This is a genomic window from Hydrogenophaga flava NBRC 102514 (assembly GCF_001571145.1).
Lineage (GTDB): Bacteria > Pseudomonadota > Gammaproteobacteria > Burkholderiales > Burkholderiaceae_C > Hydrogenophaga > Hydrogenophaga flava.
The window spans coordinates 1-26091 of the sequence record NZ_BCTF01000025.1; the positions used below are offsets into that span (position 1 = coordinate 1).

At 68.6% G+C, this 26091-nt stretch carries 25 protein-coding genes; 13 read left to right on the plus strand and 12 right to left on the minus strand.

Annotated elements, in window-relative coordinates; all coding sequences use genetic code 11:
• From HFL01S_RS19450 to HFL01S_RS19475, 6 genes are all read right to left on the minus strand, one after another.
• On the minus strand, nt 1-2176 hold a 2176-nt coding region (locus HFL01S_RS19450; RefSeq protein WP_066261584.1), incomplete at its 3' end, for a methyl-accepting chemotaxis protein.
• Nucleotides 2173-4305 (minus strand): chemotaxis protein CheA, encoded by a 2133-nt coding sequence (locus HFL01S_RS19455; protein WP_066261586.1) that lies wholly within the window; start codon nt 4303-4305, stop codon nt 2173-2175. The genes HFL01S_RS19450 and HFL01S_RS19455, both read right to left, overlap by 4 nt.
• Entirely contained in the window at nt 4302-4610 is a 309-nt protein-coding gene (locus tag HFL01S_RS19460) for an STAS domain-containing protein (protein WP_066261589.1), read from the minus strand. Before HFL01S_RS19460 ends, HFL01S_RS19455 begins: the two co-directional genes overlap by 4 nt.
• Before the next feature lie 10 nt (nt 4611-4620).
• The gene (locus HFL01S_RS19465; RefSeq protein WP_066261590.1) at nt 4621-4992 is read right to left on the minus strand and encodes a response regulator; all 372 of its coding nucleotides are present in this window, start codon (nt 4990-4992) and stop codon (nt 4621-4623) included.
• Between the two features lie 27 nt (nt 4993-5019).
• Nucleotides 5020-6075, minus strand: a complete 1056-nt coding sequence (locus HFL01S_RS19470; RefSeq protein ID WP_066261592.1) for a methyl-accepting chemotaxis protein — start codon at nt 6073-6075, stop codon at nt 5020-5022.
• A 159-nt stretch (nt 6076-6234) separates the two neighbouring features.
• The gene (locus HFL01S_RS19475) at nt 6235-7287 is read right to left on the minus strand and encodes an RNA methyltransferase (RefSeq protein WP_066261594.1); all 1053 of its coding nucleotides are present in this window, start codon (nt 7285-7287) and stop codon (nt 6235-6237) included.
• Nucleotides 7288-7363: 76 nt separating this feature from the next.
• Between HFL01S_RS19475 and HFL01S_RS19480 the strand changes: the two genes are divergently transcribed.
• From HFL01S_RS19480 to HFL01S_RS19490, 3 genes are read left to right on the plus strand one after another with little or no spacing between them, the layout of a single operon-like run.
• Entirely contained in the window at nt 7364-8236 is an 873-nt protein-coding gene (locus HFL01S_RS19480) for a pirin family protein (protein WP_066261595.1), read from the plus strand.
• 1 nt (nt 8237) lies between these two features.
• A complete protein-coding gene (locus HFL01S_RS19485; protein ID WP_066261597.1) occupies nt 8238-9116 on the plus strand; it encodes a pirin family protein in 879 nt (292 codons plus the stop codon).
• A 56-nt stretch (nt 9117-9172) separates the two neighbouring features.
• The gene (locus HFL01S_RS19490) at nt 9173-9793 is read left to right on the plus strand and encodes a cyclic nucleotide-binding domain-containing protein (RefSeq protein ID WP_066261599.1); all 621 of its coding nucleotides are present in this window, start codon (nt 9173-9175) and stop codon (nt 9791-9793) included.
• A gap of 36 nt (nt 9794-9829) precedes the next feature.
• Here HFL01S_RS19490 and HFL01S_RS19495 read toward each other — a convergent pair whose 3' ends face one another.
• From HFL01S_RS19495 to HFL01S_RS19510, 4 genes are all read right to left on the minus strand, one after another.
• Nucleotides 9830-10780 (minus strand): TerC family protein, encoded by a 951-nt coding sequence (locus HFL01S_RS19495; RefSeq protein ID WP_066261602.1) that lies wholly within the window; start codon nt 10778-10780, stop codon nt 9830-9832.
• A 295-nt stretch (nt 10781-11075) separates the two neighbouring features.
• On the minus strand, nt 11076-12122 hold the full coding sequence (locus HFL01S_RS19500; protein ID WP_066261608.1) for a homocysteine S-methyltransferase family protein: 1047 nt from the start codon (nt 12120-12122) through the stop codon (nt 11076-11078).
• A 57-nt stretch (nt 12123-12179) separates the two neighbouring features.
• A complete protein-coding gene (locus HFL01S_RS19505; protein ID WP_066261783.1) occupies nt 12180-12647 on the minus strand; it encodes a GNAT family N-acetyltransferase in 468 nt (155 codons plus the stop codon).
• Nucleotides 12641-13099 (minus strand): rhodanese-like domain-containing protein, encoded by a 459-nt coding sequence (locus tag HFL01S_RS19510; RefSeq protein ID WP_066261609.1) that lies wholly within the window; start codon nt 13097-13099, stop codon nt 12641-12643. The genes HFL01S_RS19505 and HFL01S_RS19510 overlap by 7 nt, the downstream gene beginning before the upstream one ends.
• Before the next feature lie 105 nt (nt 13100-13204).
• Here HFL01S_RS19510 and pdxR point away from each other — a divergent pair, with 105 nt between their 5' ends.
• The 6 genes from pdxR (at nt 13205) to HFL01S_RS19540 (ending at nt 18984) form a co-directional block, all read left to right on the plus strand.
• The gene (pdxR, locus tag HFL01S_RS19515) at nt 13205-14668 is read left to right on the plus strand and encodes a MocR-like pyridoxine biosynthesis transcription factor PdxR (protein WP_084383511.1); all 1464 of its coding nucleotides are present in this window, start codon (nt 13205-13207) and stop codon (nt 14666-14668) included.
• 224 nt (nt 14669-14892) lie between these two features.
• Entirely contained in the window at nt 14893-15252 is a 360-nt protein-coding gene (locus HFL01S_RS19520; RefSeq protein ID WP_157538958.1) for a hypothetical protein, read from the plus strand.
• A 52-nt stretch (nt 15253-15304) separates the two neighbouring features.
• Nucleotides 15305-15724, plus strand: coding sequence for a rhodanese-like domain-containing protein (locus HFL01S_RS19525; protein ID WP_066261611.1), 420 nt, complete (start codon nt 15305-15307; stop codon nt 15722-15724).
• The gene (gene recQ / locus HFL01S_RS19530; RefSeq protein ID WP_066261613.1) at nt 15721-17616 is read left to right on the plus strand and encodes a DNA helicase RecQ; all 1896 of its coding nucleotides are present in this window, start codon (nt 15721-15723) and stop codon (nt 17614-17616) included. The genes HFL01S_RS19525 and recQ overlap by 4 nt, the downstream gene beginning before the upstream one ends.
• A gap of 171 nt (nt 17617-17787) precedes the next feature.
• A complete protein-coding gene (locus HFL01S_RS19535) occupies nt 17788-18129 on the plus strand; it encodes a hypothetical protein (RefSeq protein WP_066261615.1) in 342 nt (113 codons plus the stop codon).
• A 129-nt stretch (nt 18130-18258) separates the two neighbouring features.
• Nucleotides 18259-18984 (plus strand): glutamine amidotransferase, encoded by a 726-nt coding sequence (locus tag HFL01S_RS19540; RefSeq protein WP_066261616.1) that lies wholly within the window; start codon nt 18259-18261, stop codon nt 18982-18984.
• Here the strand turns inward: HFL01S_RS19540 and HFL01S_RS19545 are convergent.
• The gene (locus tag HFL01S_RS19545; protein WP_439648608.1) at nt 18974-21241 is read right to left on the minus strand and encodes an ATP-binding protein; all 2268 of its coding nucleotides are present in this window, start codon (nt 21239-21241) and stop codon (nt 18974-18976) included. The genes HFL01S_RS19540 and HFL01S_RS19545 overlap by 11 nt on opposite strands.
• Before the next feature lie 314 nt (nt 21242-21555).
• Between HFL01S_RS19545 and HFL01S_RS19550 the strand changes: the two genes are divergently transcribed.
• From HFL01S_RS19550 to HFL01S_RS25440, 3 genes are all read left to right on the plus strand, one after another.
• The gene (locus HFL01S_RS19550) at nt 21556-22755 is read left to right on the plus strand and encodes a threonine ammonia-lyase (RefSeq protein WP_066261619.1); all 1200 of its coding nucleotides are present in this window, start codon (nt 21556-21558) and stop codon (nt 22753-22755) included.
• A 5-nt stretch (nt 22756-22760) separates the two neighbouring features.
• Nucleotides 22761-23186, plus strand: coding sequence for a PaaI family thioesterase (locus tag HFL01S_RS19555; RefSeq protein ID WP_084383513.1), 426 nt, complete (start codon nt 22761-22763; stop codon nt 23184-23186).
• 75 nt (nt 23187-23261) lie between these two features.
• Complete coding sequence (locus HFL01S_RS25440; RefSeq protein WP_169802357.1) at nt 23262-23405, plus strand: hypothetical protein; 144 nt, start codon at nt 23262-23264, stop codon at nt 23403-23405.
• A gap of 62 nt (nt 23406-23467) precedes the next feature.
• Here HFL01S_RS25440 and HFL01S_RS19560 read toward each other — a convergent pair whose 3' ends face one another.
• Nucleotides 23468-23857: a nuclear transport factor 2 family protein gene (locus HFL01S_RS19560; protein WP_066261622.1), complete on the minus strand. Its 390-nt coding sequence runs from the start codon at nt 23855-23857 to the stop codon at nt 23468-23470.
• A gap of 319 nt (nt 23858-24176) precedes the next feature.
• Between HFL01S_RS19560 and HFL01S_RS19565 the strand changes: the two genes are divergently transcribed.
• The gene (locus HFL01S_RS19565) at nt 24177-26051 is read left to right on the plus strand and encodes a phosphoenolpyruvate carboxykinase (GTP) (RefSeq protein ID WP_066261623.1); all 1875 of its coding nucleotides are present in this window, start codon (nt 24177-24179) and stop codon (nt 26049-26051) included.
• Nucleotides 26052-26091 lie beyond the last annotated feature (40 nt).

The window sequence follows — 26091 nt, forward strand, 5'->3', positions numbered from 1 at the left end:
GCGAAGCGGCAGCGATTTCCTGCACCAGGTCGGAAGTGCGCTGGATCGAGGGCACGATCTGGCCCAGCAGATGCCCGGCCCGCTCGGCCGTGTCCACGCTGTGACCGGCCAGGTCGCCGATTTCCTTGGCCGCTTCCTGGCTGCGCTCGGCCAGCTTGCGCACCTCGGCCGCGACCACCGCGAAGCCCTTGCCGTGTTCACCGGCGCGCGCCGCCTCGATGGCCGCATTGAGCGCCAGCAGGTTGGTCTGGTAGGCGATGTCGTCGACGATGCTGATCTTGGCCGCGATCTGCTTCATGGCCTGTACGGTCTGCGTCACCGCCTGCCCACCGTCACCCGCTTCCTTGCTGGCCTTGGTGGCCATGCCGTCGGTGACCTTGGCGTTGTCGCTGTTCTGCGAGATGGAGGCCGACATCTGTTCGATCGAGGCCGTGGTCTCTTCGACCGACGCGGCCTGCTCGCTGGCGGCCTGCGACAGGCTCTGCGCGGTGGCACTGACCTGGTTGGCCGCGCCGGTCAGGGCTTCGGCGGCCGAGCGCACCTCGTCCATCACGCCGGCCAGCTTCTCGCAGGTGGCGTTGGCGTCGTCCTTGACGCGCAGGAAGGTGCCGGCGCAGTCGCGGTCGATGCGCTGGCTCAGGTCGCCGCTGGACAGGGCGCCGAAGACACGGCCGACATCGCCGAACATCACCTCGGTGGTCTCCAGAAGGGCGTTGATGCCCTCGCACAGCGCCAGCGGCGCGCCGGTCTTGCCCTCCACCGGGATGCGCTGCTCCAGGTCGCCCTCGCGCGCCGCGGCGGTGGCGGCCTGCGCCTGCTCGACCACGGTAGCCAGCATCTCGGCGGCCTTGACCTGGGCGGTCACGTCGGTGGCGTACTTGACGACCTTGAAGGGCTTGCCGTTGAGATCGAGGATGGGGTTGTAGGACGCCTGGATCCAGATCTCCTGACCGCCCTTGCCGATGCGGCGGTAGCGGCCGGCGTCGAACTGGCCGCGGCCCAGGCGGTCCCAGAACTCGCGGTAGGCCGGCTGCGCGCGCTCGACCGGGTCGACAAACATGCTGTGGTGGTGGCCCTGGATCTCGGCCAGCGTGTAACCCAGTGCGCCCAGGAAGTTGTCGTTCGCGCTCAGCACCTTGCCCGAGAGATCGAACTCGATCACCGCCTGGGCCTTGCCGATGGCCTCGATCTGGCCCGACCAGTCGGCCGCCTGCAGGCGCTGCGCGGTGATGTCGGTGGCGTACTTCACCACCTTGAAGGGCTTGCCCGCGGGGTCGAGGATCGGGTTGTACGAGGCCTGGATCCAGACCTCCTTGCCCCCCTTGCCGATGCGCTTGTACTGGCCCGCGTCGTACTCGCCGCGGCCGAGCTTGTCCCAGAACATCCGGTACTCGGGGCTGGCCGCATGGGCCGGTTCGACGAACAGGCTGTGGTGCTGGCCGCGGATCTCGTCCAGCGTGTAGCCCAGGGCGCGCAGGAAGTTGTCGTTGGCGCTGAGCACCTTGCCCGAGAGATCGAACTCGATCACCGCCTGGGCCTTGCCGATCGCGTCGATCTGACCGCTCCAGTTGGCCGCCTCCCGCTTGGACTGGGTGACGTCGGTGGCGATCTTGATGACCTTGGTGACACGGCCGTTGTCGTCCTTCACCGGCGCGTAGGTGGCCTGGATCCAGACCTCGCGGCCGTCCCGGGCGATGCGCTTGAACACGTCCACCTGGGTCTTGCCGGCGTTCAGTTCGTCCCAGAAGTCGCGGTAGGCCGGGCTGTTCACCACGACCGGGTCGACGAAGATGCGGTGGTGCTTGCCGACGATCTCGCTCTCGGCGTAGCCCAGCAGCGAGCAGAAATTGCCGTTGGCCTTGAGCACCTGGCCCTGGGTGTCGAACTCGATGTAGGCGTAGCTGGTGTCGATGGCGGTCACGACACCCGCGGCCATCGCCCGGCTGATCTGGCGTTCCCGACCGGCCTCGGCGACCACCTGGTCGAGCCTGCCGGTGACCTCGGCCAGCCGGGCCTCGGCCGCGGCGCGGATCTGTTCCTTCTCGTGCAACACCTCGGCCAGCTTTGCCGCGGTGGCGGCGCGGGCCTGTTCCTTGTCCTGCAGCGCCTGGGCGAGCTGGTCGAGTTCGGAGCCAGCGAAGAGGCGGGCGATCCAGGGAGTGCGTGTCTGTGTCATTGCGAGGGTCCTTCGGCAGGAGCGGATTCGGTGATCGAAGAGGGAGGGGTGAAGACGGCAGGGCGGGGACGCGCGCGGGACGGCGGATGGATCGCCAGCTGGCACAGCGAGGCCACGTCGAAGATCAGGGCCACGTCGCCATTGCCCAGGATGGAGGAACCGGACATGCCACGCAGGCTGCGGAACATGCGGCCCAGCGGCTTGATCACCGTCTTGTGCTGACCCAGCAGCTGGTCGACCAGCACCCCGTAGCGCTGACCGCCCGAGCGGATCACCACGATGCTGACCCGGTCGGGTTCGGGCGAGTCGAGCGCGTAGAGCTGGCGCAGGCTCACCACCGGCAGGGCCTGGCCGCGCAGCTCGGTCACACCGCGGCCGCTGGCGTCCATCTCGGTGGCGCTGGAGCGGCTCTCGATCACCTCCACCACCGCGTCGAGCGGGAAGATGAAGCGGGAGTCGCCGACCCCGATCAGGAAGCCGTCGATGATGGCCAGGGTCAGCGGCAGGCGGATCTCGATGGTCGAGCCCGCGCCTTCCTCGCTGGTGAGCTGCACCGTGCCGCGCAGCGCCTCGATGTTGCTGCGCACCACGTCCATGCCGACACCACGGCCGCTCAGGTTGGTGACCTTCTCGGCGGTGGAGAACCCGGGCGCGAAGATGAGTTTGAGGATGTCGGCGTCGGCCGGCACCACGCCAGGCTCCACCAGGCCCCGCTCCCAGGCACGCGCCAGCACCTTCTGGCGCTGCACGCCACGACCGTCGTCGGTGATGCGGATCAGGATGCTGCCGGACTCGTGGCAGGCCGAGAGGATGAGCCGGCCCTGTGCCGGCTTGCCGGCGGCGACCCGTTGTTCGGGGGTTTCCAGCCCGTGGTCCAGCCCGTTGCGCACCAGGTGCATCAGCGGGTCGGCGATGCGCTCGACCACCGACTTGTCCAGCTCGGTGTCGCCACCGACGATCTCCAGCTGCACTTCCTTGCCCAGCTCGGACGCGGTGTCGCGCACCACTCGGCGAAAGCGCGAGAAGGTCTCGCCGATGGGCACCATGCGCAGCTGCAGCGTGCCGTTGCGGATCTCCTCGATCAGTTGGTTGATCTGTTCGTTGGCCTCGATCAGCGAGCCCTGGCGCGACTGGCGCGCCAGCAGCGAGGCGCCGGCGCCCGCGATCACGAGCTCGCCCAGCAGGTTGATCACGGCGTCGAGCCGGTCGGCCTGCACGCGGATGAAGCGCTGCTCCTCGCCGCCCTCGCGCGGTTTGGTGCCCGCCGCCGGTGCCCGGGCCGCTTCGGGTGTGGCGGGTGTGGCGGGCGCAAGGGATGCGGTGTCGGCCGGTGCGGTCACCGCCACCATGGCGGCCGGCGCGCAGGCCTGCGGCTGCGCCGGTGGAGTGATCTGCAGCGTGCAGTCCTCGCGCACGAAGCTGAACGCGGCCTCGATCGCCGCCTGATCGGCCGTGGTCTCCAGCTCGAAGCCGAACGCCAGGTGGCAGCTTTCCGGATCGAGCGTGTCGAGACCCGGCACGGCGCAGCGGTCGCACTCGATGCGGGTGATGGCGCCCAGACCGCGCAGGTAGTTGAGGATGGCCAGCGGGTCCATGCCGTTGCGGAAGGTGTCGGGTAGGAAGCCGACCTGCAGCGTCCAGACCCGGGTGGCGCTGTCGCCGTCGGCAACCGCCTCGGGCGCAGCCCCTGCCGCCACCGCAGAGGCCGCCGGGGCGTCACCGCTGAAGGCCTGCAGGCGCGTTTCGAGGCTGGCGCGGGCCGCGGCCTCGTCGGCACTGACCGCCCCGCCCGACTGCGCCAGGCGGATCAGGAAGCGGATCTGGTCGTTGCACTGCAGCAGCAGCGTGCCCATGTCGGGCGTGAAGCCGACCAGGCCGTCGCGCAGCCGGTCCAGCAGGGTCTCGACGTGGTGCGTGAACGCCACCACCTCGTCCAGACCGAAGATGCCGGCCGATCCCTTGACGGTGTGGGCGCAGCGAAAGAGCGCCCCCAGCAGTTCGCCGTTGTCGGGCTGGTCTTCCAGCTCCAGCAGCAGGTGTTCGATGGCTTCGAGCTGTTCGCCCGACTCGCTGATGAAGGCGGGCAAGGCCTCGGCGATGAAGCTCTGGTCGGCGTCCTGTGCACTCATGCGGTGACTCCCTGTTCGGTTCGGTCGGACAGCCAGCCGGCCAACCCGAGGGCGGCACAGGCCTCCACCAGCGGTGTGCTCGGCTGGTTCAGCCGCAGCGCCTGCGAGCGCTCCTCCAGGGAGCGGGCCAGCGACAGCAGCAGCTGCACACCAGCGGCGTCGACCTGGTCGACCGCAGAGGCCTCCAGCGCCCAGGCGTCACCGCCGTCGGTGGTGTTCTCGGCCAGCCAGGTGCGCGCCTGGGCGCACAGCTCGCTGGCGGTGTAGATGGTCAGTTCGGGGGGCAGGCTGCGCTGGGTGTCCATGGCAGCCCCTTCACGGCAGGATCAGCTTGGACACCGCGTCCAGCAGCTGCGGCGGGTTGAAGGGCTTGACGATCCAGGCCTTGGCGCCCGCGGCACGACCCTGCTCCTTCTTGGCGTCCTGCCCTTCGGTGGTGAGCATGACCACCGGGGTGAACTTGTGGCGCGGGTGCTTCTTGACCTCGGTCACGAAGGCGATGCCGTCCATGACCGGCATGTTCACGTCGCTGACGATCAGGTGCACCTTGCCCGCCTTCTCCAGCTGGGCCAGGCCTTCCTTGCCGTCGCCGGCTTCGAGCACGTCGTAGCCCGCGCGGTTGAGGGCCAGCTTCACCACCAGGCGCAGTGAGCTGGAGTCGTCGACGATCAGTATGGTCTTGGCCATGGAAGGCTCCCGGAGGTCGGAGGGGGGTCAGAAGAAGGTGGTTTCGGTGCTGCTGCCGGCGGAGCCCGCCGCGCCGCCGGAGGCGGCCTGCCGCTGCTCGTCGGTGGTGTAGCCCGCGGTGAGCAGGGCCTCCCATTCGCTGGCGTCGGGCACGCGCCCGTCGGCCAGCGCGCCCTGCAGCCGATCGGCGGCCTGGGCCATGGAGTTGCGCACCTGGTCGAGGATCTGGTGCACGCGGTCCTGGAACTGGAAGGCGATCATCAGCTGCTCGACCTCGGCCTTGACCATGGCGCCGCGCTGGCGCAGCTCGGTCGCACGGGCATTGAGATCGGAGACGGTGCTGTCGACGCGCGCGATCACGTCGTTGACCAGCTGGCCGGAAGAGTTCACGGCCTGGGCATCGCGCTGTGCGTGGGCATCGGCATCTTCCAGGGCATGTCGCACACGGTTGCCGAACTGGCTCACCTGCTCGGCGATGTTCTTGCCCGTGGTGCCGGATTCGGTGGACAGGCGGCGCACCTCGGCGGCCACCACCGAGAAGCCGCGGCCGCTTTCGCCGGCGCGCGCGGCCTCGATGGCGGCGTTGATCGACAGCAGGTTGGTCTGGCGCGCGAGCTTGCTCACGTCCTCGGCCATCTGGGCCAGGCTGTGCGACGCGGTCGAGAGCGAACGCACCGAACCCATCATGCCGTCGCGCGAGGCGACCAGGTGCGAGAAGGTGTCCAACAGTTCGCGCAGCTGCTGCTCACAACTGCCAAGCATGGCGGCCCTGGCGTCCACCTCGGCGGCGGAATCGCCGGCCTCACCCTCGGGGGAGACGATGGCGTCGAGCGTCTGGAGGATGGCGGAGAAGCCGCCCAGCAGGGTCTGCGTGGCCTCGTGCATCTGGTCCTGCGCGGTGCCCAGGTGGGTCGACCACAGCGCCGACGCCTGGCTCAGGCGCTGCGCCACCTCCTCCAGGACGGGCGGCGCCGCCGGCCGGGACGAGGCGGGCAGCAACCGGGCGAAGGGCTGCATCAGCCAGGCGCCGAGCCCACCGGACCGTTCTGCCAGCGGTGCATGGGGATGCAACAGGACACGCATACCAAAGTGCTCGAAGTGAGTGAATGAACAGTGATCCTGTCGACCAAACGCACTCAGTCGTAACAAATCGAATCACCGGTCTCTTCACTATCGACCGGATTGGCATGGGCTTAAGCCCCAAATAGAAAGTGTGGTAGCGAGCTTTTCGCGCCAGTGCGTTCAGGCCACCGGCTGGATCGGCACGGTGCGCCGGAGCGGCCGTTCGGGCTTTTCCGCACGCGCCCGCAGCTGACCGCAGCCGCCGTCCACGTCCTGCCCGGCGGACATGCGCAGCTTGGTCAGGATGTGGCGCCGGTGCAGGCGCCGCGCCATGTTGGCGGCCTTCTCCCAGCTCGGCCGCGTGAAGGGCATGCCTTCGGTGGTGTTGTACGGAATCAGGTTGAGGATGGCGTACTTGCCGGTGAGCAGGCGCACGATGCCTTCGATCTCGTCATCGCCGTCGTTCACGCCGTCCAGCAGCGTCCACTGGTACTGAATGGGGTAGCCAGTGGCGCGGGCGTAGGCCTCGCCGGCCTCCACCAGTTCTTCGGGCGTGAGCAGCGGCGCGCGCGGCAGCAGATCGCGGCGCAGATCGGCCCTGGTGGTGTGCAGCGACAGGGCCAGCGCCGGCTTGACGGCGCCGCGCGGCAGTTCGTCGAACACGCGCGGGTCGCCCACGGTGGAGAACACCAGGTTCTTGTGGCCGATGTTGCCGGCCGTGCCCAGCAGCTCGATGGCCTCCATCACGTTGTCCAGGTTGTGCGCGGGCTCGCCCATGCCCATGAACACCACCTTCTTCACCGGCCGGCGCGTGCGCGCCAGCGCCACCTGGGCCACGATCTCGGCGCTGCCGACCTGGCGGATCAGCCCCGTGGTGCCGGTCATGCAGAAGCGGCAGCCCACCGCGCAGCCCACCTGGGTGGACACGCACAGCCCCGGCGTACGGTCGGGCAGCAGCAGCACGCTCTCCACCAGCTGGCCGTCGCCGAGTTTGACCAGCAGGCGCTCGGACCCATCGTCGCCCGGGTGGGCGGATTCCAGCATCGCCAGGCCGGCCAGCTCGGCTTCGAGCGCCGGCAGCGCGGCGCGCAGCGTGGCTGGCAGGAAGTGTTCGATCTGCCGCTTGCCCGCCGTCTGCGGCAGGGCGTTGCTCCACAGGCGGAGCACGCGGTGCTGGTGTTTGGGCAGGGCGCCGAGGGACTGAAGCCGCTCGCGCAAGTCAGAGATACGCATCCCGGGATTGTCCCTGAGGGTCGCGCTGAACGCCGGGCCGACAGAGAATGCGCCTTCGAAAAGGAGACTCCCCACGATGAAGTCCGTGTCATTCATCCAGCGCAACACGCAGGGCCACTGGGTCGGCGACGGTTTTCCCGTGCGCACCCTGTTCTCGTACAACGACGACCCCGCCGCGTTCTCGCCCTTCCTCATGCTCGACTACGGCGGCCCGGTGGTGTTCGAGCCGACGACCAAGCGGCGCGGCGTTGGCGCGCACCCGCACCGCGGCTTCGAGACCGTGACCATCGTCTACGACGGCGAGGTCACCCACCGCGACTCCACCGGCGGCGGCGGCACCATCGGCCCCGGCGAGGTGCAGTGGATGACCGCCGCGGCGGGCATCGTGCACGAGGAATTCCATAGCGAGGCCTATGGCCGCAGCGGCGGCCCCTTCCGCATGGTGCAGCTGTGGGTGAACCTGCCGGCGCGCGACAAGATGGCGCCCCCCGGCTACCAGGGCATCACGGCCGCGCAGATTCCGACGCTGCCGCTGACCGATGTGAACGGTCAGGACGCAGGCACGGTACGGCCCATCGCGGGCACGTTCGACGGCGCCACCGGACCGGCGAACACCTTCACGCCCATGCAGGTCTGGGACGTGCAACTGAAAGCCGGCCACACCGTCGCCCTGCCCGCGCCCGAGGGCCACACCACGGTGCCGCTGGTCTACCAGGGCCGGGTGAAGACGGCCGACGGCCAGGAAGCCGGCGACGCCGAAATGATCGTCTACGAGCGCGCGGGCGAAGGCGTGCAGCTGACCGCGCTGGCCGACACCACGCTGCTGTGGCTGTGCGGCGAACCCATCGACGAACCCGTCGTGGGTTACGGTCCCTTCGTGATGAACACGCCGCAGGAAATCCAGCAGGCGTTTGTCGATTTCCAGTCCGGAAGAATGGGGAGGCTTTGACATGTTGGAGATGCTGATCACCGCCCGCCCCGGCGACCTGGGCCACGGCCTGACGGTGCGGCGCGTGCTGCCCTACGCGAAGCGCCGCCACGTCGGTCCGTTCGTGTTCATGGACCACGCCGGCCCGGTGACGCTGGCGCCCGAGCATGTGCGCGCCGCCGACGTGAGGCCGCACCCGCACATTGGCCTGTCCACCGTGAGCTACCTGCTCAGCGGCATGATCACCCACCGAGACAGCCTGGGCATCCGGCAGGACATCAAACCGGGCGACGTGAACTGGATGACCGCCGGCCGCGGCATCAGCCACTCCGAACGCTTCACCCACCCCGAATCGTTCGCGGGCGGCGGGCTGGAGCTGATGCAGTTCTGGGTCGCGCTGCCCGAAGCCGACGAAGAGTGCGAGCCGGCCTTCACCCACTACCCGCAGGCCCTGATGCCTGAGCAGGAAGCAGACGGCGTGTGGTGGCGCCTGTTCGCCGGCAGCGCCTATGGGCAGACCACACCGGTGCGCACCCACTCGCCGCTGTTCGCGCTGCACGCGCAGCTGCAACCCGGCGCCACACTCGCCCCGTCCGGCGGCCACGCCGAGCAGGCGGTGTACGTGGCGCGCGGCGCCGTGACCCATGGCGACACCACCGCGGAACCCGGCCAGCTGCTGGTCTTCACCGGAGACAGCGAACGCGATGGCGACGCCGTCACCGCGGGCGCCGACGGCGCCACGCTGATGGTCTTCGGTGGCCAGCCGCTGGGCGAGCGCCACATGTTCTGGAACTTCGTGTCCTCACGCAAGGAACGCATCGAGCAGGCCAAGGCCGACTGGCGGGAAGGCCGCTTCGCGCTGCCGCCGGACGACCACGACGAGTGGATTCCACTGCCCTGAAATGCGGCGCGCACTTGGTCACACCAGGTACCAGGCCGCCACGGCACAATGCCGGCATGTCCCTCTTTGACCGACTGTTCGGCGCGCGTGGCCGGGAACACCCCGAGTCGCGCCTGCCGGCCGACCGCCAGGCCGCCGTGGACGGTTCGTCCTCCGCGCACGAGGCCGCCCGCCTGTTGCGCGCGCCCACCGCGCTGATGCAGCTCAGCGAGGCCGAGGCGCTGACCGTGGTCGGCTTCATGCGGCCGCGGCGCTTCAGGAGCGGCACAACCATCATCCGCCAGGGCGAGGCCACCGACACCGGCTACATGGTGCTGGTGCTCGAAGGCGAGATCACCGTGGAGACGCTGATCGCGCGCCGCGTCAACCCGGTCACCGTGACCGTGCTGGGCCCGGGCAGCCTGATCGGGGAAATGGCCCTGGTCGACGGCGGTGCGCGCTCGGCCTCCTGCACCGCGAGCACCGACGTGGTCTGCGCCGTGCTCACACGCGATGCCCTGGAGGCGGTGACGGCCGAACAGCCCGCCACCGCCGCCAAGCTCATGACCGCCGTGGCCCAGCGCCTGGCCGAGCGCCTGCGCGACAGCGGGCACAAGCTGAAGGTCTACAGCCAGCTGGTGCAGACCATGCAGCAGGAAATCGACTCTCTGATGCCGACGCCCGACGGGCGACGGTGAGACAAAAAAAAACCCCGGTTTCCCGGGGCCTCGTGATCAGGTGTTGGGCGCGGTCTTGGCGCTCCAGATCATGGTGATGGCCAGGATGCCCAGCACCACCCCCAGCGACACGGCCACCGGGATCTTGAACACGTCGATCAGCATCATCTTGCTGCCGATGAAGACCAGGATCACGGCCAGGCCGTAGTTCAGCAGGTGGAAGCGGCTGGCCGCGGCCTGCAGCAGGAAGAACATGGCGCGCAGGCCCAGGATGGCGAACACGTTGCTGGTCAGCACGATGAACGGGTCCTTGGTGATGGCGAAGATGGCCGGGATCGAGTCCACCGCGAAGATCACGTCCGTCAGGCCCACCATGGCGATCACCATCAGCAGCGGCGTGGCGATCTTCTTGCCGTTCTCGACGGTGAAGAACTTCTCGCCGTCAAAGTTCTTGCTGACAGGCATCACGCGGCGCAGCAGCTTGAGCGCAGGGTTGTCGTCCAGGCTCTCTTCCTTGCCCGCGGCCCACCACATCTTGATGCCGGTGAGGATCAGGAAGGCGCCGAAGACGTAGAGGATCCAGTGGAACTGCTCCAGCAGCCAGGCGCCCACCAGGATCATGATGGTGCGCAGCACGATGGCGCCCAGGATGCCGATCATCAGCACCCGCTTCTGGAACGCCGGCGGCACTGCGAAGTAGGTGAAGATCAGCAGGAAGACGAAGATGTTGTCCACCGCCAGGCTCTTCTCGATCAGGTAGCCGGTCAGGAACTCCAGCGACTTCTCGTTGGCCATCGCGGTCGAACCGGTGGTGTCCTTGATGGCCCACCACAGCAGGCCGTTGAAGAGGAAGCTGACGCCGATCCAGGCCAGCGACCAGTTGAGCGCCTCCTTCACGCCCACGGCGTGGGCGCCCTGCTTCTTGAGCACGACAAAGTCGACAAACAGGGCCGCGAGCACGAAGGCGACGAAGACGCCCCAGAGCCAGAGGGGTGCAATGGTTTCCATGATGGACAAGACCTTTTTTTGAGGACGGTGTTGATCGGATGAAGAACACCCTCCAAGGTCTGGCCGGGACCGGGCGTGGCGCCCTGCCCGGGGTATCCGGCGGCCTTGCGCTGAAGGCCGCGTACTGACGGATACCCCGCCCGCCGAAGCCGGACAGTGCGTCCGGTGGCGGGCTGGTTACTCCCCTTGATGGGAGCCGCGATTGTGGGGGCGGAGTTCCGCTCTCACAAGGCGAAGGTCGTTCAGAAAAAAATGGAATGTCGCCGCTCGACCGGCAGCGGCAGCACGGTCTGGGTCAGGCCGCTTCTTTGTAGAACACCGCCCGCCCCACGGCCCGGGGCGCCTGCGTGGCCACGGCGTCGTGGATCGCGCCGATGTGCTGGGGGGTGGTGCCGCAGCAGCCGCCGACAATGTTCACCAGCCCTTCGGCCGCGAACTCGTGCAGCAGGCGGCTGGTGACGTCCGGCGTTTCGTCGAAGCCGGTGTCGCTCATCGGGTTGGGCAGGCCGGCGTTGGGGTAGCAGCTGATGAAGGTGTCGCCCGCGACCTTGGCCAGTTCCTGGATGTAGGGGCGCATCAGCGTGGCGCCCAGCGCGCAGTTCAGGCCGACGGCCAGCGGCTGGATGTGGCGCACGCTGGCCCAAAAGGCGGTGACGGTCTGGCCGCTGAGGATGCGGCCGGAGGCGTCGGTCACGGTGCCGCTGATGATGACGGGCAGGCGCTCGCCGCTGTTCTCGAAGTATTCGTCGATGGCGAACAGCGCGGCCTTGGCGTTGAGCGTGTCGAAAATGGTTTCGACGAGCAGCACGTCGGACCCACCTTCGACCAGCGCTTCGACCTGCTCGTAGTAGGCGGCGCGCAGCTGCTCGAAGGTCACGTTGCGCGCACCGGCGTCGTTCACGTCGGGGCTGATGCTGGCGGTCTTGGGCGTGGGGCCCAGGGCGCCGGCCACGAAGCGCGGCCGGTCGGGCGTGCTGAATTTGTCGCAGGCCTCGCGCGCGATGCGGGCCGAGGCCAGGTTCATCTCGCGCGCCAGGTGGGCCATGTCGTAGTCCTCCTGCGCGATGGTCGTGGCGCCGAAGGTGTTGGTCTCGATCAGGTCGGCGCCGGCCGCGAGGTAGCCCTCGTGGATGTCGCGGATCACGTCGGGGCGGGTCAGGCTCAGCAGTTCGTTGTTGCCCTTGACGTCCTTGTGGAAGTCCTTGAAGCGCTCGCCGCGGTACTGCGCCTCGCCCAGCTTGAAGCGCTGGATCATGGTGCCCATGGCGCCGTCGAGGATGGCGATGCGTTGGGACAGGATCTGGGGCAGCGCCTGGGCGCGGGTGTAGACGGGCGTTTTCATGATCCCGCGATTGTAGGAACTCACTCTGGTGCGAGGGTGCGCAAGGGTTTGGCGCACTCACACCGCCAGGGTGTAGCGCTGCTTCTCAAGCCGCGTGGCACCAAGCCTGTCGTAGAAGCAGATGGCATCGGCGTTCCATGCCGGCGTCTGCCACTGCAGTTCGGCACAGCCGAGCGCCCGAGCCTGGCCGGCGACGGCGGCCAGCAGATCTCCGCCGAGCCCCATGCCGCGGGCAGCCGGTTCCAGATAGAGGCAGTCCAGGTGCAGGAACGGCGCACCGGCCAGGGTGGAGAAGTCCACTGTGGCGCTGGCGTAGCCCACCGCATCGCCCCGCAACCGCCCCAGCCAGGCGCGCAGCCGGCCGGCGGCCATCGCATCGGTCAGCCGCACGCCATGGTCCGGGGGCGGCGGCAGCAGCTGTTCGTAGGCTGCATGCGCGGCGCACAGACGCACCAGGGCCGGGGTGTCGGCCGCACCGGCCGGGCGCACTTCCCAGCCGGCGGGCGGCCGACGGCGGTTCAGCATGCGCACTCGATGGCGGGGCGGGCGGCAGGCATCTGACCGCGCTCAGGCCCGGTGGCCACTGGCTGGCCGTCGCGAATCCAGAAGTCCAGACCACCCAGCATTTCCTTGACCGTGAAGCCCAGGCTCGCGAGCTTGTAGGCCCCCTTGGTCGAGCCGTTGCAACCAATGCCGTCGCAGTAGGTCACGTAGACCTTGCTGCGATCCAGCTGAGCGGTGCTGTGCTCGTCCATGGTCCGGTGCGGAAAGCTGATGGCGCCGGGCACGTGGCCTGCCTGGTAGTGCGCCGACGAGCGGGTGTCGATCACGACAATCGCGTCGATGCCGTTGCGCAGGTCTTCTGCAACGTCCCAGGCGTCGGCGTGGTAGCTGAGCTTTGCGGCCATGAAGTCCCGGGACTGTTCGGGTGTGGGCGCACGGAAGGCCAGAACAAGCGAGTCGTGTGCGACGGACATGGTGGATTCCTTTCTGTGTGGGTGCCGTGGGGCGGTGAGGGCAGTGTGTGCCAGACTGGTCTTATTCATAATGCCAATTTGTCAATCCAGATAAGACCAAGCCCCATGAAGCCGCGCCTGCTGCTCACCCTGTTCGAAGGCCAGACTGGCGGCCGGCGGGATCGCCTGTGTGCAGCCTTGCGTGAGGCGGTGCACAGCGGCCAGGCCCGGCAGGGAGAACGGCTGCCCAGCAGCCGGAACCTGGCCCAGGACCTGGGTCTTTCGCGCGTGACGGTGGAAGCGGCCTACGCACAGCTGGAGACCGAGGGTTATCTGCATCGCCAGGTGGGCCAGGGCAGCTTCGTTGCCATCGACATGGGCTCTGCGGCCCAGCGCACAGCGGCTCGGCCAACGTTCGCACAACGCGGGGTGGCCGAGCCGGGGCTGCTGTCGCAACGGGGCCAGCGCATGGTGAACACGGGCGGCTGCACCGAACCCGACCGACCTCGGGCGTTCGTGGCCGGCAGCCCGGATCTGCAGGTCTTTCCCACCGACCTCTGGCGCCAGCTGATGCAACGCCGCTGGCGGCGCGACGCGGCGGCGCTGATGTTCTACGGGGATCCGCAGGGGCTGCCCGAACTGCGCGAGGCCGTTGCCCGCTACCTCAACCAATCGCGCGGCGTGCGCTGCCACGCGGGCCAGGTGCTGGTGCTGACGAGCTCGCAACAGGCGCTGCAGCTGCTGGCGTCCACTTTGCTCGACGAAGGCGATGCGGTCTGGATGGAAGACCCGGGCTACGGGGGCGCACGCGCGGCCTTTGCCGCCAGTGCGGCACAACTGGTGGACATGGCGCTGGACGAACACGGCGCCACGCTGGACCCGGCGCGCCCTACACCACGACTGGTCTACCTCACGCCCTCGCACCAGTTCCCCACCGGGCGTGCCATGCCGCTGGAGCGGCGGCTGGCCTTCATCAGCCACGCGCGCGACACCGGCGCCTGGCTGATCGAGGACGACTACGACAGCGAATTCCTCTACGACCACCAGCCTGCTCCTGCGCTGCAGGGACTGGACGAGCACGGCAGGGTGATCTACATCGGCACCTTCTCCAAGTCGCTGTTCCCATCGGTGAGGCTGGCCTACATGGTCCTTCCCGAGGCGCTGGTGGCGCCACTGGTGACCGCTCGCACCATCTGCGACGGCCATCCCTCGCAGCCCATGCAAGCGGTGACAGCGGACTTCATGGCGCAAGGTCATTTCGCGGCCCACCTGCGCCTGATGCGCCAGCTCTACCGGAGCCGGCGCGACGCCCTGCTGCAGGCTCTGCGCACCCACCTCCCTTGGGTTGAGCCACTGGACAGCCGGGGCGGCCTGCAGATGGCGGCGCGCCTGCCACCGGGGAGCGAACAGCCACTGACGCGCGCGGCGGCGCGGCGCGGCATCGTGACCCCCAGCCTCGGGGCGCTGTACCACACGACGGCGCCTACCGAAGGCTGGCGGCTGGGCTTCGCCGCCCTGCCGCCCAAGGACATCGAGGCCGCCTGCAAGACGCTGGCCCCGCTGCAGCCTGGTATGGGACGAACACCATGAACCCCACTGATGAACGGTCAAGGACCACCCCCCCGTCAAGACGGGCGTGGGTGTGGGTGCTGGGGCTGTGTGCTCTCGCGAGCGGCTGCGACCTGCTCGACCCTGCAGGGTTCGACCGCGAACACCGCCTTGTCCTGGTGATTGATCGCGCACCAGGTCCCTTCGGACATGTGACCTGGCACGCCGACTACCAGGGCACCAGCTGCCTTGTGGGAGAACGCACCTTGGCACTGCCGTTCACGCGCTTGAGCGAACAGCAGTATGAGGCCACAGTGCCACCCAGCCCCCCGGCCGCCGCCGGAGGGCCTGGCGAGGGCGACCGCTGCCGCTGGCGGCTGGTATCGACCTCGGCGCGCTTTGCGGCCACCGCCACCGAAGGCGACGAGGTCTTCGAGGCCCGCCTGTCGGCCGAGCAGCTGGCCCGGGAAAAGCCGGTGGTCCTGTACTACTGGCGCGGCACCTACCCGCGCATGCCGGGGGCGATCATCACCCGCTCGCTCGGGGAGCCGGACCGCCAGGTGTTCCGCCCCGAATTCCAGAACCAGCTGTTCACGATCACGCTGACGCCCCGGGCGGCACCCTGATCCGGCCGCACCGGCCGCATGCGGGCCACGGCCTCAACGACAATACGCCCCCATGAAACACCTGCTCCCGACCGAAGCCTGGGCCTGGCTGCAAGACCAGACCACGCAGCGCGCCGCCCAGGGCCTGGAGCCCCCGCTGTTCGTCGACGTGCGCATGGAAATCGAGTCGCTTTACGTCGGCCGGCCGCCCGGTGTGGTGCACATCGCCTGGTACGAGTACCCGGACCTCACCGCCAACCCGCAGGCCTTCGCCGCCGCGGTGGAGGCCGAGGCGGGCGACAAGGGCCGCCCCGTGCTGCTGATCTGCCGCAGCGGCAAGCGCACGCAGGACGCCGGCGCCGCGCTGGAGGCCGCCGGTTTCGCCGAGGTGGTGCACGTGGTGCACGGCTTCGAGGGTGATCTGGACGACCAGTTCAAGCGCAGCACGGTCAACGGCTGGCGCTTCGACGGCCTGCCCTGGGAACAGATGTGATCGACATTTCCTCCGAAGGCGAAACGCTGGAAGCCTGCGCCGAGGTGCTGCAGGCGGTCTTCGGCTACGAGGCCTTCCGCGGCCCGCAGGCCGGCATCGTCACCCACGTGAGTGAGGGCGGCGACGCCCTGGTGCTCATGCCCACCGGCGGCGGCAAGAGCCTGTGTTACCAGATCCCGGCCATCGTGCGCCAGCGCGCCGGGCACGGCGTGTCCATCGTGGTCTCGCCGCTGATCGCGCTGATGCACGACCAGGTGGGCGCGCTGCTCGAAGCGGGTGTGGACGCGGCCTTCCTCAACTCCAGCCTCACCAGCGACGAGGCGCAGCAGATCGAGCGCCGCCTGCTCAAGGGCGAGATCACGATGCTCTACGCCGCGCCCGAGCGGCTGACCACGCCACGATTCCTGGCGCTGCTCGATTCGCTGCACGAGCGCGGCCTGCTGAGCCTGTTCGCCATCGACGAGGCGCACTGCGTGAGCCAGTGGGGCCACGACTTCCGGCCCGAGTACCGCGCGCTGGTGGTGCTGCACGAGCGCTACGCGAGCGTGCCGCGCATTGCGCTGACGGCCACCGCCGACGACCTGACGCGCGAAGACATCGTGACGCACCTGCAGCTGCAGGATGCACGGCGCTTCGTCAGCAGCTTCGACCGGCCCAACATCCGCTACAGCATCGTCGAGAAGAAGGACGGCACCCAGCAGCTGCTGCGCTTCATCCGCGATGAGCACATGAACGGCCAGGGCCACGACGCCGGCATCGTCTACTGCCAGTCGCGCAAGCGGGTGGAGGAAGTGGCCGCCTTGCTGTGCGACCACGGCCTGAACGCCCTGCCCTACCACGCGGGCCTCGATTCGTCGGTGCGCCAGAAGCACCAGGACCGCTTCCTGCGCGAAGAAGGCCTGATCATGGTGGCCACCATCGCCTTCGGCATGGGCATCGACAAGCCGGACGTGCGCTTCGTGGCCCACCTGGACATGCCCAAGAACATCGAGGGCTACTACCAGGAAACCGGCCGCGCCGGCCGCGACGGCGAGCCCGCCGACGCCTGGATGGTCTACGGCCTGCAGGACGTGGTGAACCAGCGCCGCATGATCGACGAGAGCCCCGCGGGCGACGAGTTCAAGCAGGTGCTGCGCGGCAAGCTGGACGCGCTGCTGGCGCTGGCCGAGGCGAGCGACTGCCGGCGGGTGCGGCTGCTGAGCTACTTCGGCGAGCCCAGCCAGCCCTGCGGTAATTGCGACAACTGCCTCTCGCCCCCGGCCCTGCACGACGCCACCGAGGCGGCGCGCAAGATGCTCTCGTGCATCTACCGCGTGCAGCAGGCCAGCGGCACCGCCTTCGGCGCCGGCCACCTGATGGACATCCTGCGCGGCAAGGTGACCGAGAAGGTCACGCAGTACGGCCACGACAAGCTCAGCACCTTCGGCATCGGCGCCGACCTCAGCGAGAGCCAGTGGCGCGCACTGCTGCGCCAGCTGATCGCGCGCGAGGCGGTGCGGGTGGACGACGCCCCGTACAACACCCTGCACCTGACCGACGGTGCCCGCCCCATCCTCAAGGGCGAGGCCCAGGTCTGGCTGCGTGAGGTCAGCGAATCCAAAGGCAGCAAACGCAGCGGCCGCAAGGCCACGCGCGACGCGGTGGCGCCCGACGGCCAGCCGCTGTCGCTGTCGGAGCGCGACTGCCTGGACGCGCTCAAGGCCTGGCGCGCCGAGGTGGCGCGCGAGCACAACCTGCCGGCCTTCGTGATCTTCCACGACGCCACCCTGCGCGCGATCGCCGCCCAGAAGCCACGCTCGATGGCCGATCTGGACGGCATTTCCGGCATCGGCCAGAAAAAGCGCGAGGCCTACGGCGCCGAGGTGCTGCGCGTGGTGAGTGCTTTCGATTAAAGCCCGCCGGCCTGGCGCCGATACGTCTGTCAACCATCGTCTGACCGCCCGACCGCCCGTCGGAAATGGGGGTATTTTCCGGCCCATTTCTCTCAAGACCCTGCCCCCTGCGCCGAAAAAACATGGGAAGCCGGTGAAGTGCCGGCGCCTCGACTTCAGCGGAGACCATTCATGTTTTTCAAGCTGCCCTGGTTCGGACAGAAAGAAGCCAGCTACCACGACACCCAGGTCCTGGAAATGGATTTCCTGGTGAGCGAATTCGAAGACGCCGTGTCCGACATACAGGACCCGCTGCGCACGCGCCTGCACGCCGCACTGCTGGCCTGCCGCAACCCGCAAGACCTCTGGTTCCTGCGCGGCAAGCTGTTCAACCTGATCTCCAAGCACCACTGCGAAGGCGTGGCCCACCAGCGCGTCTCACGCCTGGACCAGAAGCTGCGCTTCTTCGTGAACCACCATCCGGACCACACGCCCGAAGAGCTGCCGTCGGGTCCCATGGCCCTGTTGCACTGACCGGGGGCTGCCCGGTCACAGAAGCCGCCGCGCGCCGAAAGGTGCGGGCGGCTTCGCCATTTCTGGCGCGGGCACCGGCCGGTGCCCCAGGCGAGGCAAGGCCATCGGCAGCTTCCTAGAATCGCCCGCATGTCCCACGCGCCCCTCCTCATCCTCAAGACCGGCTCCACCCACGCCCACATCCGCGATCGCCTCGGCGATTTCGACGACTGGATCGCCGCCGGGCTGCGCGCTGGCGGCGCGACCGTGCTGGCGACCCACGATGCGCAGGCCGATGGGCTGCCGGAGGCGCCGCAGCGGTTCTCGGGCGTGGTGCTGACCGGCTCGCACAACATGGTCAGCGAGCGCGAGCCCTGGAGCGAGGCGCTGGTGCCCTGGCTGCAGGCCGCCGTCGAGGCCGGCACGCCGGTGCTGGGTATCTGCTATGGCCACCAGCTGCTGGCCCACGCGCTGGGTGGCGAGGTGGCCCACCACCCCGATGGTGTCGAGATCGGCACGGTAACGGTGGCGCGTCACGCGGCGTCCGACGCAGACCCGCTGCTGGGCGACCTGCCCGAGCACTTTCCCGCGCAGGCGGTGCACTGGCAGTCGGTCCGCCGTCTGCCCGCAAACGCGGTGCTGCTCGCCGGCAGCGCGCACGAGGCGCACCACGCCTTCCGCGTCGGCGAGCGCGCCTGGGGCGTGCAGTTCCACCCGGAGTTTTCCGACGAGGCGCTGCGCGCCTACCTCGACGGTCTGGAACCGACGCTGGCCCAGGAGGGTCTGGATGCGGCGCAGATTGCCGATGCGCTCAGGCCAACACCCGAAGCGGCGTCGGTGCTGCCCCGGTTTGCGCGGCTGGCGCTCAGTGCGTAAATCCGATGGTCCGCGCCTCGCGGACCTCGGGCTTGATGCGGTGCTCGGCTTCGAGCTGCGCCAGGAACTCCTCGGGCGGCAGGGTCTCGGCCAGGATCTCCACCTGGCGCTTGACCGCCGCGAAGTCGCCCGGGCACAGCTGCTCCAGCTTGGCCAGCCGTGAACGGATCGGCTCGGTCAGACCCGCCTCGTCCCCGCCCAGCGCCTCGACCACGAACATGCGTTCGCGTTGCTCCCGGCGCAGCGGCTTGAACCGGATCTTGAAGGTGAAGCGCCGCAGCGCCGCCTGGTCGATCGCGTCCATCAGGTTGGTGGTGCAGACGAAGATGCCGTTGAAGCGCTCCATGCCCTGCAGCATCTCGTTGACCTCGGTCACCTCGTAGGTGCGCTGGGCACCGCGCCGGTCCTGCAGGAAGCTGTCGGCCTCGTCCAGCAGCAGCACCGCCTTCTCGGCCTCGGCCTCGCGGAACATCGCCGCCATCTGCTGCTCGGTCTCGCCCACGAACTTGCTCACCAGGTCGCTGGCGCGGCGGATCATCAGCGGGCGTTCGAGCTGTTTGGCGATGTGTTCGGCCAGCGCGGTCTTGCCGGTGCCGGGTGCGCCGTGGAAACACAGGCAGCCATGGCCACGCGCCTTGAGTGCCTCGACGATGCGCCCGATCTCATAGCGCGACTCGACGTTCAGCATGTCCAGGCTGTACTGCGTCACCTCCGGTCGCTGGCCGGCGTCGGGCTGGCGGCCAAGCGCCAGGTCGGCGTTGCGCAGCTGGCGCTCGATCAGCTCGTCCAGCGTGGGGCCGGTGTCGGCTGCCACCTTCTTGCGCCGGCCCGGCGTTTTCACGGGCGCGGCCGCCAGATGGGCAAAGCGCACCGCGGTGCGGATCTGCGCCGGCGTCAGCCCCTTGCGTGCGGTCAGGCGCGCGACCAGCGCCTCCGACACCGGCTCGCCCTCCAGCGTCTTGCGCACCAGCTGCTCGCGTGCGCCGGGCGGCGGGCTCTTGAGTTCGAGGTGGTAGGCAAAGCGGCGGCGGAAGGCCGGGTCGATCTGCTCGATGCGGTTGGTGACCCAGACCGTCGGCACCGCGTTGGATTCGAGGATCTGGTTCACCCAGGCCTTGCCGCTGACGCTGTTGCTGTGCGGCGCCGAGACCTGCTCGGCGCGCGCCATGAACTGCGCCGCCTCGCTGCTGATGGGCGGGAACACGTCCTCTACCTCGTCGAACAGCAGCGCCGAGTGGGCCGTGCCCTTGAGGAACACCTGTGCGATCTGCAGCGAGCGGTAGCGGTCGCGGCCGCTGAGCGCGTTGCCGTCGCGGTCGGCGTATTCCACCTCGAACAGCTCCAGCCCGGCCGCCTGCGCGACCACCCGCGCCAGCTCGGTCTTGCCGGTGCCGGGCGGGCCATAGAGCAGGATGTTCACGCCGGGCTCCTTGCGCGCCACGGCTTCGCGCAGCAGGCTGCTGAGCAGGCGCACGTCGTCGGCAACGTACGCAAAGTCCTTGGGCGTCAGCGCCGAGCGCGCGGCGGGGCGCGTGAACACCGCCATCAGCTCGCTTTCGTTGCGGTACTCGCGCATCAGCACCGGCGGCAGCTTCTCGCTGACCTTCATCAGGTCGGCCAGGTCGGTGATGTTGTGTTCGGAGATCAGGTTCTCCACCATGCCGATGCGCTCCAGCCGCGAACCGGCGCGCAGCGCCTCGCCGACCTCGCTGGCCTTGACGCCCGCCACGTCGGCGATGGCGGCGTAGGCCTCGGGCGCGTTATTCACCTTGAACTCGACCAGGATGGAGCGCAGGTCGCGCTGGTAGCGCGCCAGGGTTCCGTAGAGCAGCAGCGCGCGCTCGGCACGGTTGAGCTGCAGCAGGTTGGCCAGCGCGTCGATGTTCTTCTCCACCAGCGTGCTCTGCTTCTTGAGCGCCTGGTTGAGCCAGTCGCCGGTGACGGCCAGCACCGACAGCAGGTCCTTGGGCGACTCCTTGGCGTACTCGTCCAGGTAGAAGAACAGCGTGCCTTCTTCATAGGGGCCGCGCCACACCCCGTAGCGCTCCATGAAGGCGGCGGTCGAGAGCTGGTCGTTGCCGGTCCAGAGTTCGTTGTCCTTGCAGCGGCGAGCCAGGAACTCGCGCAGGCGGGTCAGCACGGTCATCGGCCACACCAGGTGGCGGCCGGCCAGCGCCAGCAGGGTGTTGAGGTCGCGGCGCACGTTGAAGCGCTGCCCCTGGCGGGCGGCGAGCGTGAGCACGAAATGCGAGCACATCAGGTCCAGCACCGGCGCCTGGCGCAGCCCGGACGGCACGAACACGCGCGCGTCCGAGGCCGGGCTGTGCCGGGGCTCGGGGCTCGGGCGCGCTTCGGCCGGGCGCGGCGTCGCCGGCGTGGCGCGCTGCAACAGGCGTTTGCTCATGAGGACACCTCCAGTCTTGACAACGGGGCACTCGGTCCGTATTGCGGAATTGAGCGGACCATAACCCAGCTTGATCCATCATGGAAGAGCATGATCCAGCGCGGTCCGGCGAGTTGTGGGGCCTTTCCCGCTCACTTGTGACAATCGTCCCGCGGCACAATCGCCCGATGCTGGAAAAAAGAGACATCGACGCCGCCGCTGAGCGCCTGAACGGCCAGGTGCTGGACACACCGTGCGTGGAATCGCGCACGCTTTCGCAGCTCACCGGCTGCCAGGTGTTCCTCAAATTCGAGAACCTGCAATACACCGCCTCCTTCAAGGAACGCGGCGCCTGCAACAAGCTCTCCCAGCTGTCGGCCGACGAACGGGCGCGCGGCGTGGTGGCCATGAGCGCCGGCAACCACGCCCAGGGCGTGGCCTACCACGCGCAGCGCCTGGGCATCCGCGCGGTGATCGTGATGCCGCGCTTCACGCCGGGCGTGAAGGTGGAACGCACGCGCGGCTTTGGCGCCGAGGTCGTGCTGCACGGCGACACGCTGGAAGAGGCCCGGGCCCACGCCTACGGGCTGGCCGATCAGCAGGGCCTGGTGTTCGTGCACCCCTACGACGACGAGGCCATCGTCGCCGGCCAGGGCACGGTGGCGCTGGAGATGCTGCGCGCCCAACCCGACATCGACACCCTGGTGATCGCCATCGGCGGTGGCGGCCTGATCGCCGGCATGGCCACCGCAGCGCGTGCGATCAGGCCCGACATCCAGATCGTCGGCGTGCAGACCGAGCGCTTTCCGGCCATGTACAACACCATCAACGGCACGCACCTGCCGCAGGGCAGCAGCACCATCGCCGAGGGCATCGCGGTCGGTACGCCGGGCGTGATCCCGCAGGCGATCATTCGGGACAAAGTCGACGACCTGCTTCTGGTCGACGAGGGCGACATCGAGCAGGCCATCGTGATGCTGCTGGAGATCGAGAAGACCCTGGTCGAAGGCGCGGGCGCCGCCGGGCTGGCCGCGGTGCTCAAGCACCCCGAGCGTTTCGCCGGCCGCAAGGTGGGCCTGGTGCTCTGCGGCGGCAACATCGACCCGATGCTGCTGGCCTCGATCATCGAGCGCGGCATGGTGCGGGCCGGCCGGCTGGCCCGCATCCAGGTCAGCGCGCGCGACGTGCCCGGCAACCTGGCGCGCATCACGGCCATCGTCGCCGAGGCCGGCGCCAACATCGACGAGGTCCACCACCAGCGCGCCTTCACCCTGCTGGCGGCGCAGAACGTGGCGGTCGAGCTGGTGCTGCAGACGCGCGGCCGCGAGCATGTGCAGCAGGTGATTGACGCCTTGCAGGCCTCCGGTTTCGACGCCCAACTGATGTGAGCTCCATGACCGCTCCCGACGAACCCCTCACCAAAGACACCCTGCAGGCCTGCCTGTCCGACTGGTTCGCGCCCTGGGTGCAGGCCCTGGGCCTGCGCGTCGAGTCTTTCCAGACCGACGAGGTGGTGCTGCGCCTGCCGCAGAACGACCAGCTCGCGCGCATCGGTGGCATGGTCTGCGGCCAGGCCATGATGGCCGCCGCCGACACCGCCATGGTGCTGGCCATCGTGACGCGGCTGGGCACGCGCCGGCCAATGACCACCGTGCAGCAGAACAGCAGCTTCCTCAAGCCGCTGTCGAACCAGGATGCGCTGGTCACGGCGCGGGTGGTGCGGGCCGGCAAGAACCTGGTGTTCGGCGAAATCGACATCGCCGGTGCCGATGACGGCAAGAGCGTGTGCCGCGCCAGCACCACCTACGCGCTGCTGTGAGGGTTCGGCCGGGTGCGGCCTGGGGCCGCCGGCTTTAGAATCCGCGTTGATTTTTCTCAATCCCGGAGACGCCCCATGGCCCACGCCCCCCACGACAGCCACGCCGATCAGCCCCAGGACGTGGTCGAGTCCATCGTTCCGCTCATGCCCATCGTGCTGCCCATCGCCGGCGGCGTGCTGATCTTCCTGCTGGCCTTCATCGCCGTGTTCATGGCCTGAAACCCGGGCGATCCAGGGAACTGAAAGCCGCCCGGCCGGGCGGCTTTTCTTTTGGGCGATGCTCAGCCGCCGACCACCGTGCCCTGGTGGTACACCGCCTGCCAGGACGACTCTTCCCGCCGCCACAGCGTCATGCGCCGCGTGACCCGGCCCGGCTGGTGCAGGCGGTAGGTCAGCAGCCAGACGTCCGCCCCCACCTGCTGCAGGTGGTGCTGGTCGGTCTGCCAGGTGGCCGGGTCGGGCCGTCCGGGGCGCTGCGCCAGCACCTGGCGGGCGAACGCCCGGCTGTAGCGGCGGCCGGTGGCCCCGGTTTCCCAGAAGCCGGGCGCCACCAGCCGGTCGAAATCGGCCAGGGTCGCGTCCGGGAAGGCGGCGTGGTAGAGGTCTTCAAGGGTTATGAGCTCGTCCAGCAAGGGCGCCAGACCGGGTTCCAGGGTGAGTTCGGGTTCCATGGCGCCACTCTAGCGGCTGCAGCACCGCGCAGCCCGGCCGGCATTCATGCATCAGGTTATGCAAGTCTTGCATGTAACTTGCCGGTAACTGACCGGCCTTCTTTTTTAAAATTGACGGGTTAGGCCGACACGCGGACCAGAACCCGGGATCACCCGCCCCCTTTCTGGCTGTCGCGCTGCATCCGCAACCGCCCTGCAGCCCCGAGCGCCGACCGCCCTTTTTGCCCAAGGGATCTTGCACAGCCGCCCGCCACCGTTCCGTGGCCTGCGGCTGTTGGTGTCTCTTGGCCGCCGCTTTCAAACTACCGGAGCCTTTTCGATGAACTCTCCCGTGATGCAGGGCCTCAACCTCAACACCCCCTCCTACGTCAAACATGCCCGCCTGATCGCCTGGGTGGCCGACATGGTGGCCCTGTGCAAGCCCGACGACGTGGTCTGGTGCGATGGCAGCCAGGAAGAATACGACCGCCTGTGCCAGGAACTGGTCGACGCCGGCACCTTCAAGAAGCTCAACCCGGCCAAGCGCCCGGGATCCTTCCTGGCCTGGACCGACCCGTCCGACGTGGCCCGTGTGGAAGACCGCACCTACATCTGCTCCGAGAAGAAGGAAGACGCCGGCCCGACCAACAACTGGATGGCCCCGGCCGAGATGCGCGCCACCCTGAACCCGCTGTTCGACGGCTGCATGAAGGGCCGCACCATGTACGTGGTGCCGTTCTCCATGGGCCCGCTGGGCTCGCACATCGCCCACATCGGCATCGAACTGACCGACAGCGCCTACGTGGTGGTGAACCAGAAGCTCATGACCCGCATGGGCAAGGCCGTGTACGACGTGCTGGGCGACAGCGGCAACTTCGTGCCCTGCATGCACACCGTGGGCGCGCCGCTGGCCGAAGGCCAGAAGGACACCACCACCTGGCCCTGCAACCCGACCACCAAGTACATCGTGCATTTCCCCGAGACGCGCGAGATCTGGTCCTACGGCTCGGGCTACGGCGGCAACGCGCTGCTGGGCAAGAAGTGCTTCGCGCTGCGCATCGCCTCCAACATGGGCCGCGACCAGGGCTGGCTGGCCGAGCACATGCTGATCCTGGGCGTGACCAACCCCGAGGGCAAGAAGTACCACGTCGCCGCCGCCTTCCCCAGCGCCTGCGGCAAGACCAACTTCTCCATGCTGGTGCCGCCCGAGAGCGCGTTCCCCGGCTGGAAAGTGACCACCATCGGTGACGACATCGCCTGGGTCAAGCCCCACGACGACGGCCGCATGTACGCCATCAACCCCGAGGCCGGCTACTTCGGCGTCGCACCCGGCACCAACATGCACACCAACCCGAACTGCATGCGCTCGCTGGACAAGAACGTCATCTTCACCAACGTCGCGCTGACCGACGACGGCGACGTGTGGTGGGAAGGCATGGAGAAGGACACCGGCACGCTGCCGGACCACCTGATCGACTGGCAGGGCAAGGACTGGACCCCGGCGATTGCCAAAGAAAAGGGCACCAAGGCCGCACACCCGAACTCGCGCTTCACCGTCGCCGCCACCAACAACCCGGCGCTGGACCCGCAGTGGGACGACGCCAACGGCGTGGCGATCGACGCGTTCCTGTTCGGCGGCCGCCGCAGCACCACCGTGCCGCTGGTGACCGAGGCCCGCAGCTGGACCGAAGGCGTCTACATGGCCGCTACCATGGGTTCTGAAACCACCGCCGCCGCCTTCGGCGCGCAGGGCGTGGTGCGCCGCGACCCGTTCGCCATGCTGCCCTTCTGTGGTTACAACATGAGCGACTACTTCCAGCACTGGCTCAACGTCGGCGAGACCGTGGCCAAGTCCGGCGCCGCGCTGCCCAAGATGTTCTGCGTGAACTGGTTCCGCAAGAACGCCGACGGCAAGTTCGTCTGGCCCGGCTACGGCGACAACATGCGCGTACTCAAGTGGATGATCGACCGCATTGAGGGCAAGGCCCAGGGCGAAACCACCATGTTCGGCACCGCTCCCGCCTACGCCGAGATCAACTGGACCGGCCTGGATTTCAGCGCTGAGCAGTTCCAGCAGGTCACCAGCATCGACAAGGCCGCCTGGGCCGAGGAGTTCAAACTGCACGACGCCCACTTCGAGCAGCTGGCCTACCACATGCCTCAGGCCCTGATCGACACCAAGAACGACCTGGAAAAGCGTCTGACCGCTGCCTGATCCCGGCCCGCAAGGGCTGGCCCCCAAACGAAAAAGCCCC

Coding starts and splice junctions, on each gene's coding strand:
- HFL01S_RS19505 (WP_066261783.1), bottom strand. CDS start 12,647: ATGCTGAACCGCCGTCGGCCGCCCGCCGGCTGGGAAGTGCGCCCGGCC.
- pdxR (WP_084383511.1), top strand. CDS start 13,205: ATGAAGCCGCGCCTGCTGCTCACCCTGTTCGAAGGCCAGACTGGCGGC.
- HFL01S_RS19455 (WP_066261586.1), bottom strand. CDS start 4,305: ATGAGTGCACAGGACGCCGACCAGAGCTTCATCGCCGAGGCCTTGCCC.
- HFL01S_RS19495 (WP_066261602.1), bottom strand. CDS start 10,780: ATGGAAACCATTGCACCCCTCTGGCTCTGGGGCGTCTTCGTCGCCTTC.
- HFL01S_RS19485 (WP_066261597.1), top strand. CDS start 8,238: ATGTTGGAGATGCTGATCACCGCCCGCCCCGGCGACCTGGGCCACGGC.
- HFL01S_RS19500 (WP_066261608.1), bottom strand. CDS start 12,122: ATGAAAACGCCCGTCTACACCCGCGCCCAGGCGCTGCCCCAGATCCTG.
- HFL01S_RS19525 (WP_066261611.1), top strand. CDS start 15,305: ATGAAACACCTGCTCCCGACCGAAGCCTGGGCCTGGCTGCAAGACCAG.
- HFL01S_RS19565 (WP_066261623.1), top strand. CDS start 24,177: ATGAACTCTCCCGTGATGCAGGGCCTCAACCTCAACACCCCCTCCTAC.
- HFL01S_RS19560 (WP_066261622.1), bottom strand. CDS start 23,857: ATGGAACCCGAACTCACCCTGGAACCCGGTCTGGCGCCCTTGCTGGAC.
- HFL01S_RS19470 (WP_066261592.1), bottom strand. CDS start 6,075: ATGCGTGTCCTGTTGCATCCCCATGCACCGCTGGCAGAACGGTCCGGT.
- HFL01S_RS19535 (WP_066261615.1), top strand. CDS start 17,788: ATGTTTTTCAAGCTGCCCTGGTTCGGACAGAAAGAAGCCAGCTACCAC.
- HFL01S_RS19480 (WP_066261595.1), top strand. CDS start 7,364: ATGAAGTCCGTGTCATTCATCCAGCGCAACACGCAGGGCCACTGGGTC.
- HFL01S_RS19465 (WP_066261590.1), bottom strand. CDS start 4,992: ATGGCCAAGACCATACTGATCGTCGACGACTCCAGCTCACTGCGCCTG.
- HFL01S_RS19545 (WP_439648608.1), bottom strand. CDS start 21,241: ATGTGCTCGCATTTCGTGCTCACGCTCGCCGCCCGCCAGGGGCAGCGC.
- HFL01S_RS19490 (WP_066261599.1), top strand. CDS start 9,173: ATGTCCCTCTTTGACCGACTGTTCGGCGCGCGTGGCCGGGAACACCCC.
- HFL01S_RS19475 (WP_066261594.1), bottom strand. CDS start 7,287: ATGCGTATCTCTGACTTGCGCGAGCGGCTTCAGTCCCTCGGCGCCCTG.
- HFL01S_RS19510 (WP_066261609.1), bottom strand. CDS start 13,099: ATGTCCGTCGCACACGACTCGCTTGTTCTGGCCTTCCGTGCGCCCACA.
- HFL01S_RS25440 (WP_169802357.1), top strand. CDS start 23,262: ATGGCCCACGCCCCCCACGACAGCCACGCCGATCAGCCCCAGGACGTG.
- HFL01S_RS19460 (WP_066261589.1), bottom strand. CDS start 4,610: ATGGACACCCAGCGCAGCCTGCCCCCCGAACTGACCATCTACACCGCC.
- HFL01S_RS19550 (WP_066261619.1), top strand. CDS start 21,556: ATGCTGGAAAAAAGAGACATCGACGCCGCCGCTGAGCGCCTGAACGGC.
- HFL01S_RS19555 (WP_084383513.1), top strand. CDS start 22,761: ATGACCGCTCCCGACGAACCCCTCACCAAAGACACCCTGCAGGCCTGC.
- HFL01S_RS19540 (WP_066261616.1), top strand. CDS start 18,259: ATGTCCCACGCGCCCCTCCTCATCCTCAAGACCGGCTCCACCCACGCC.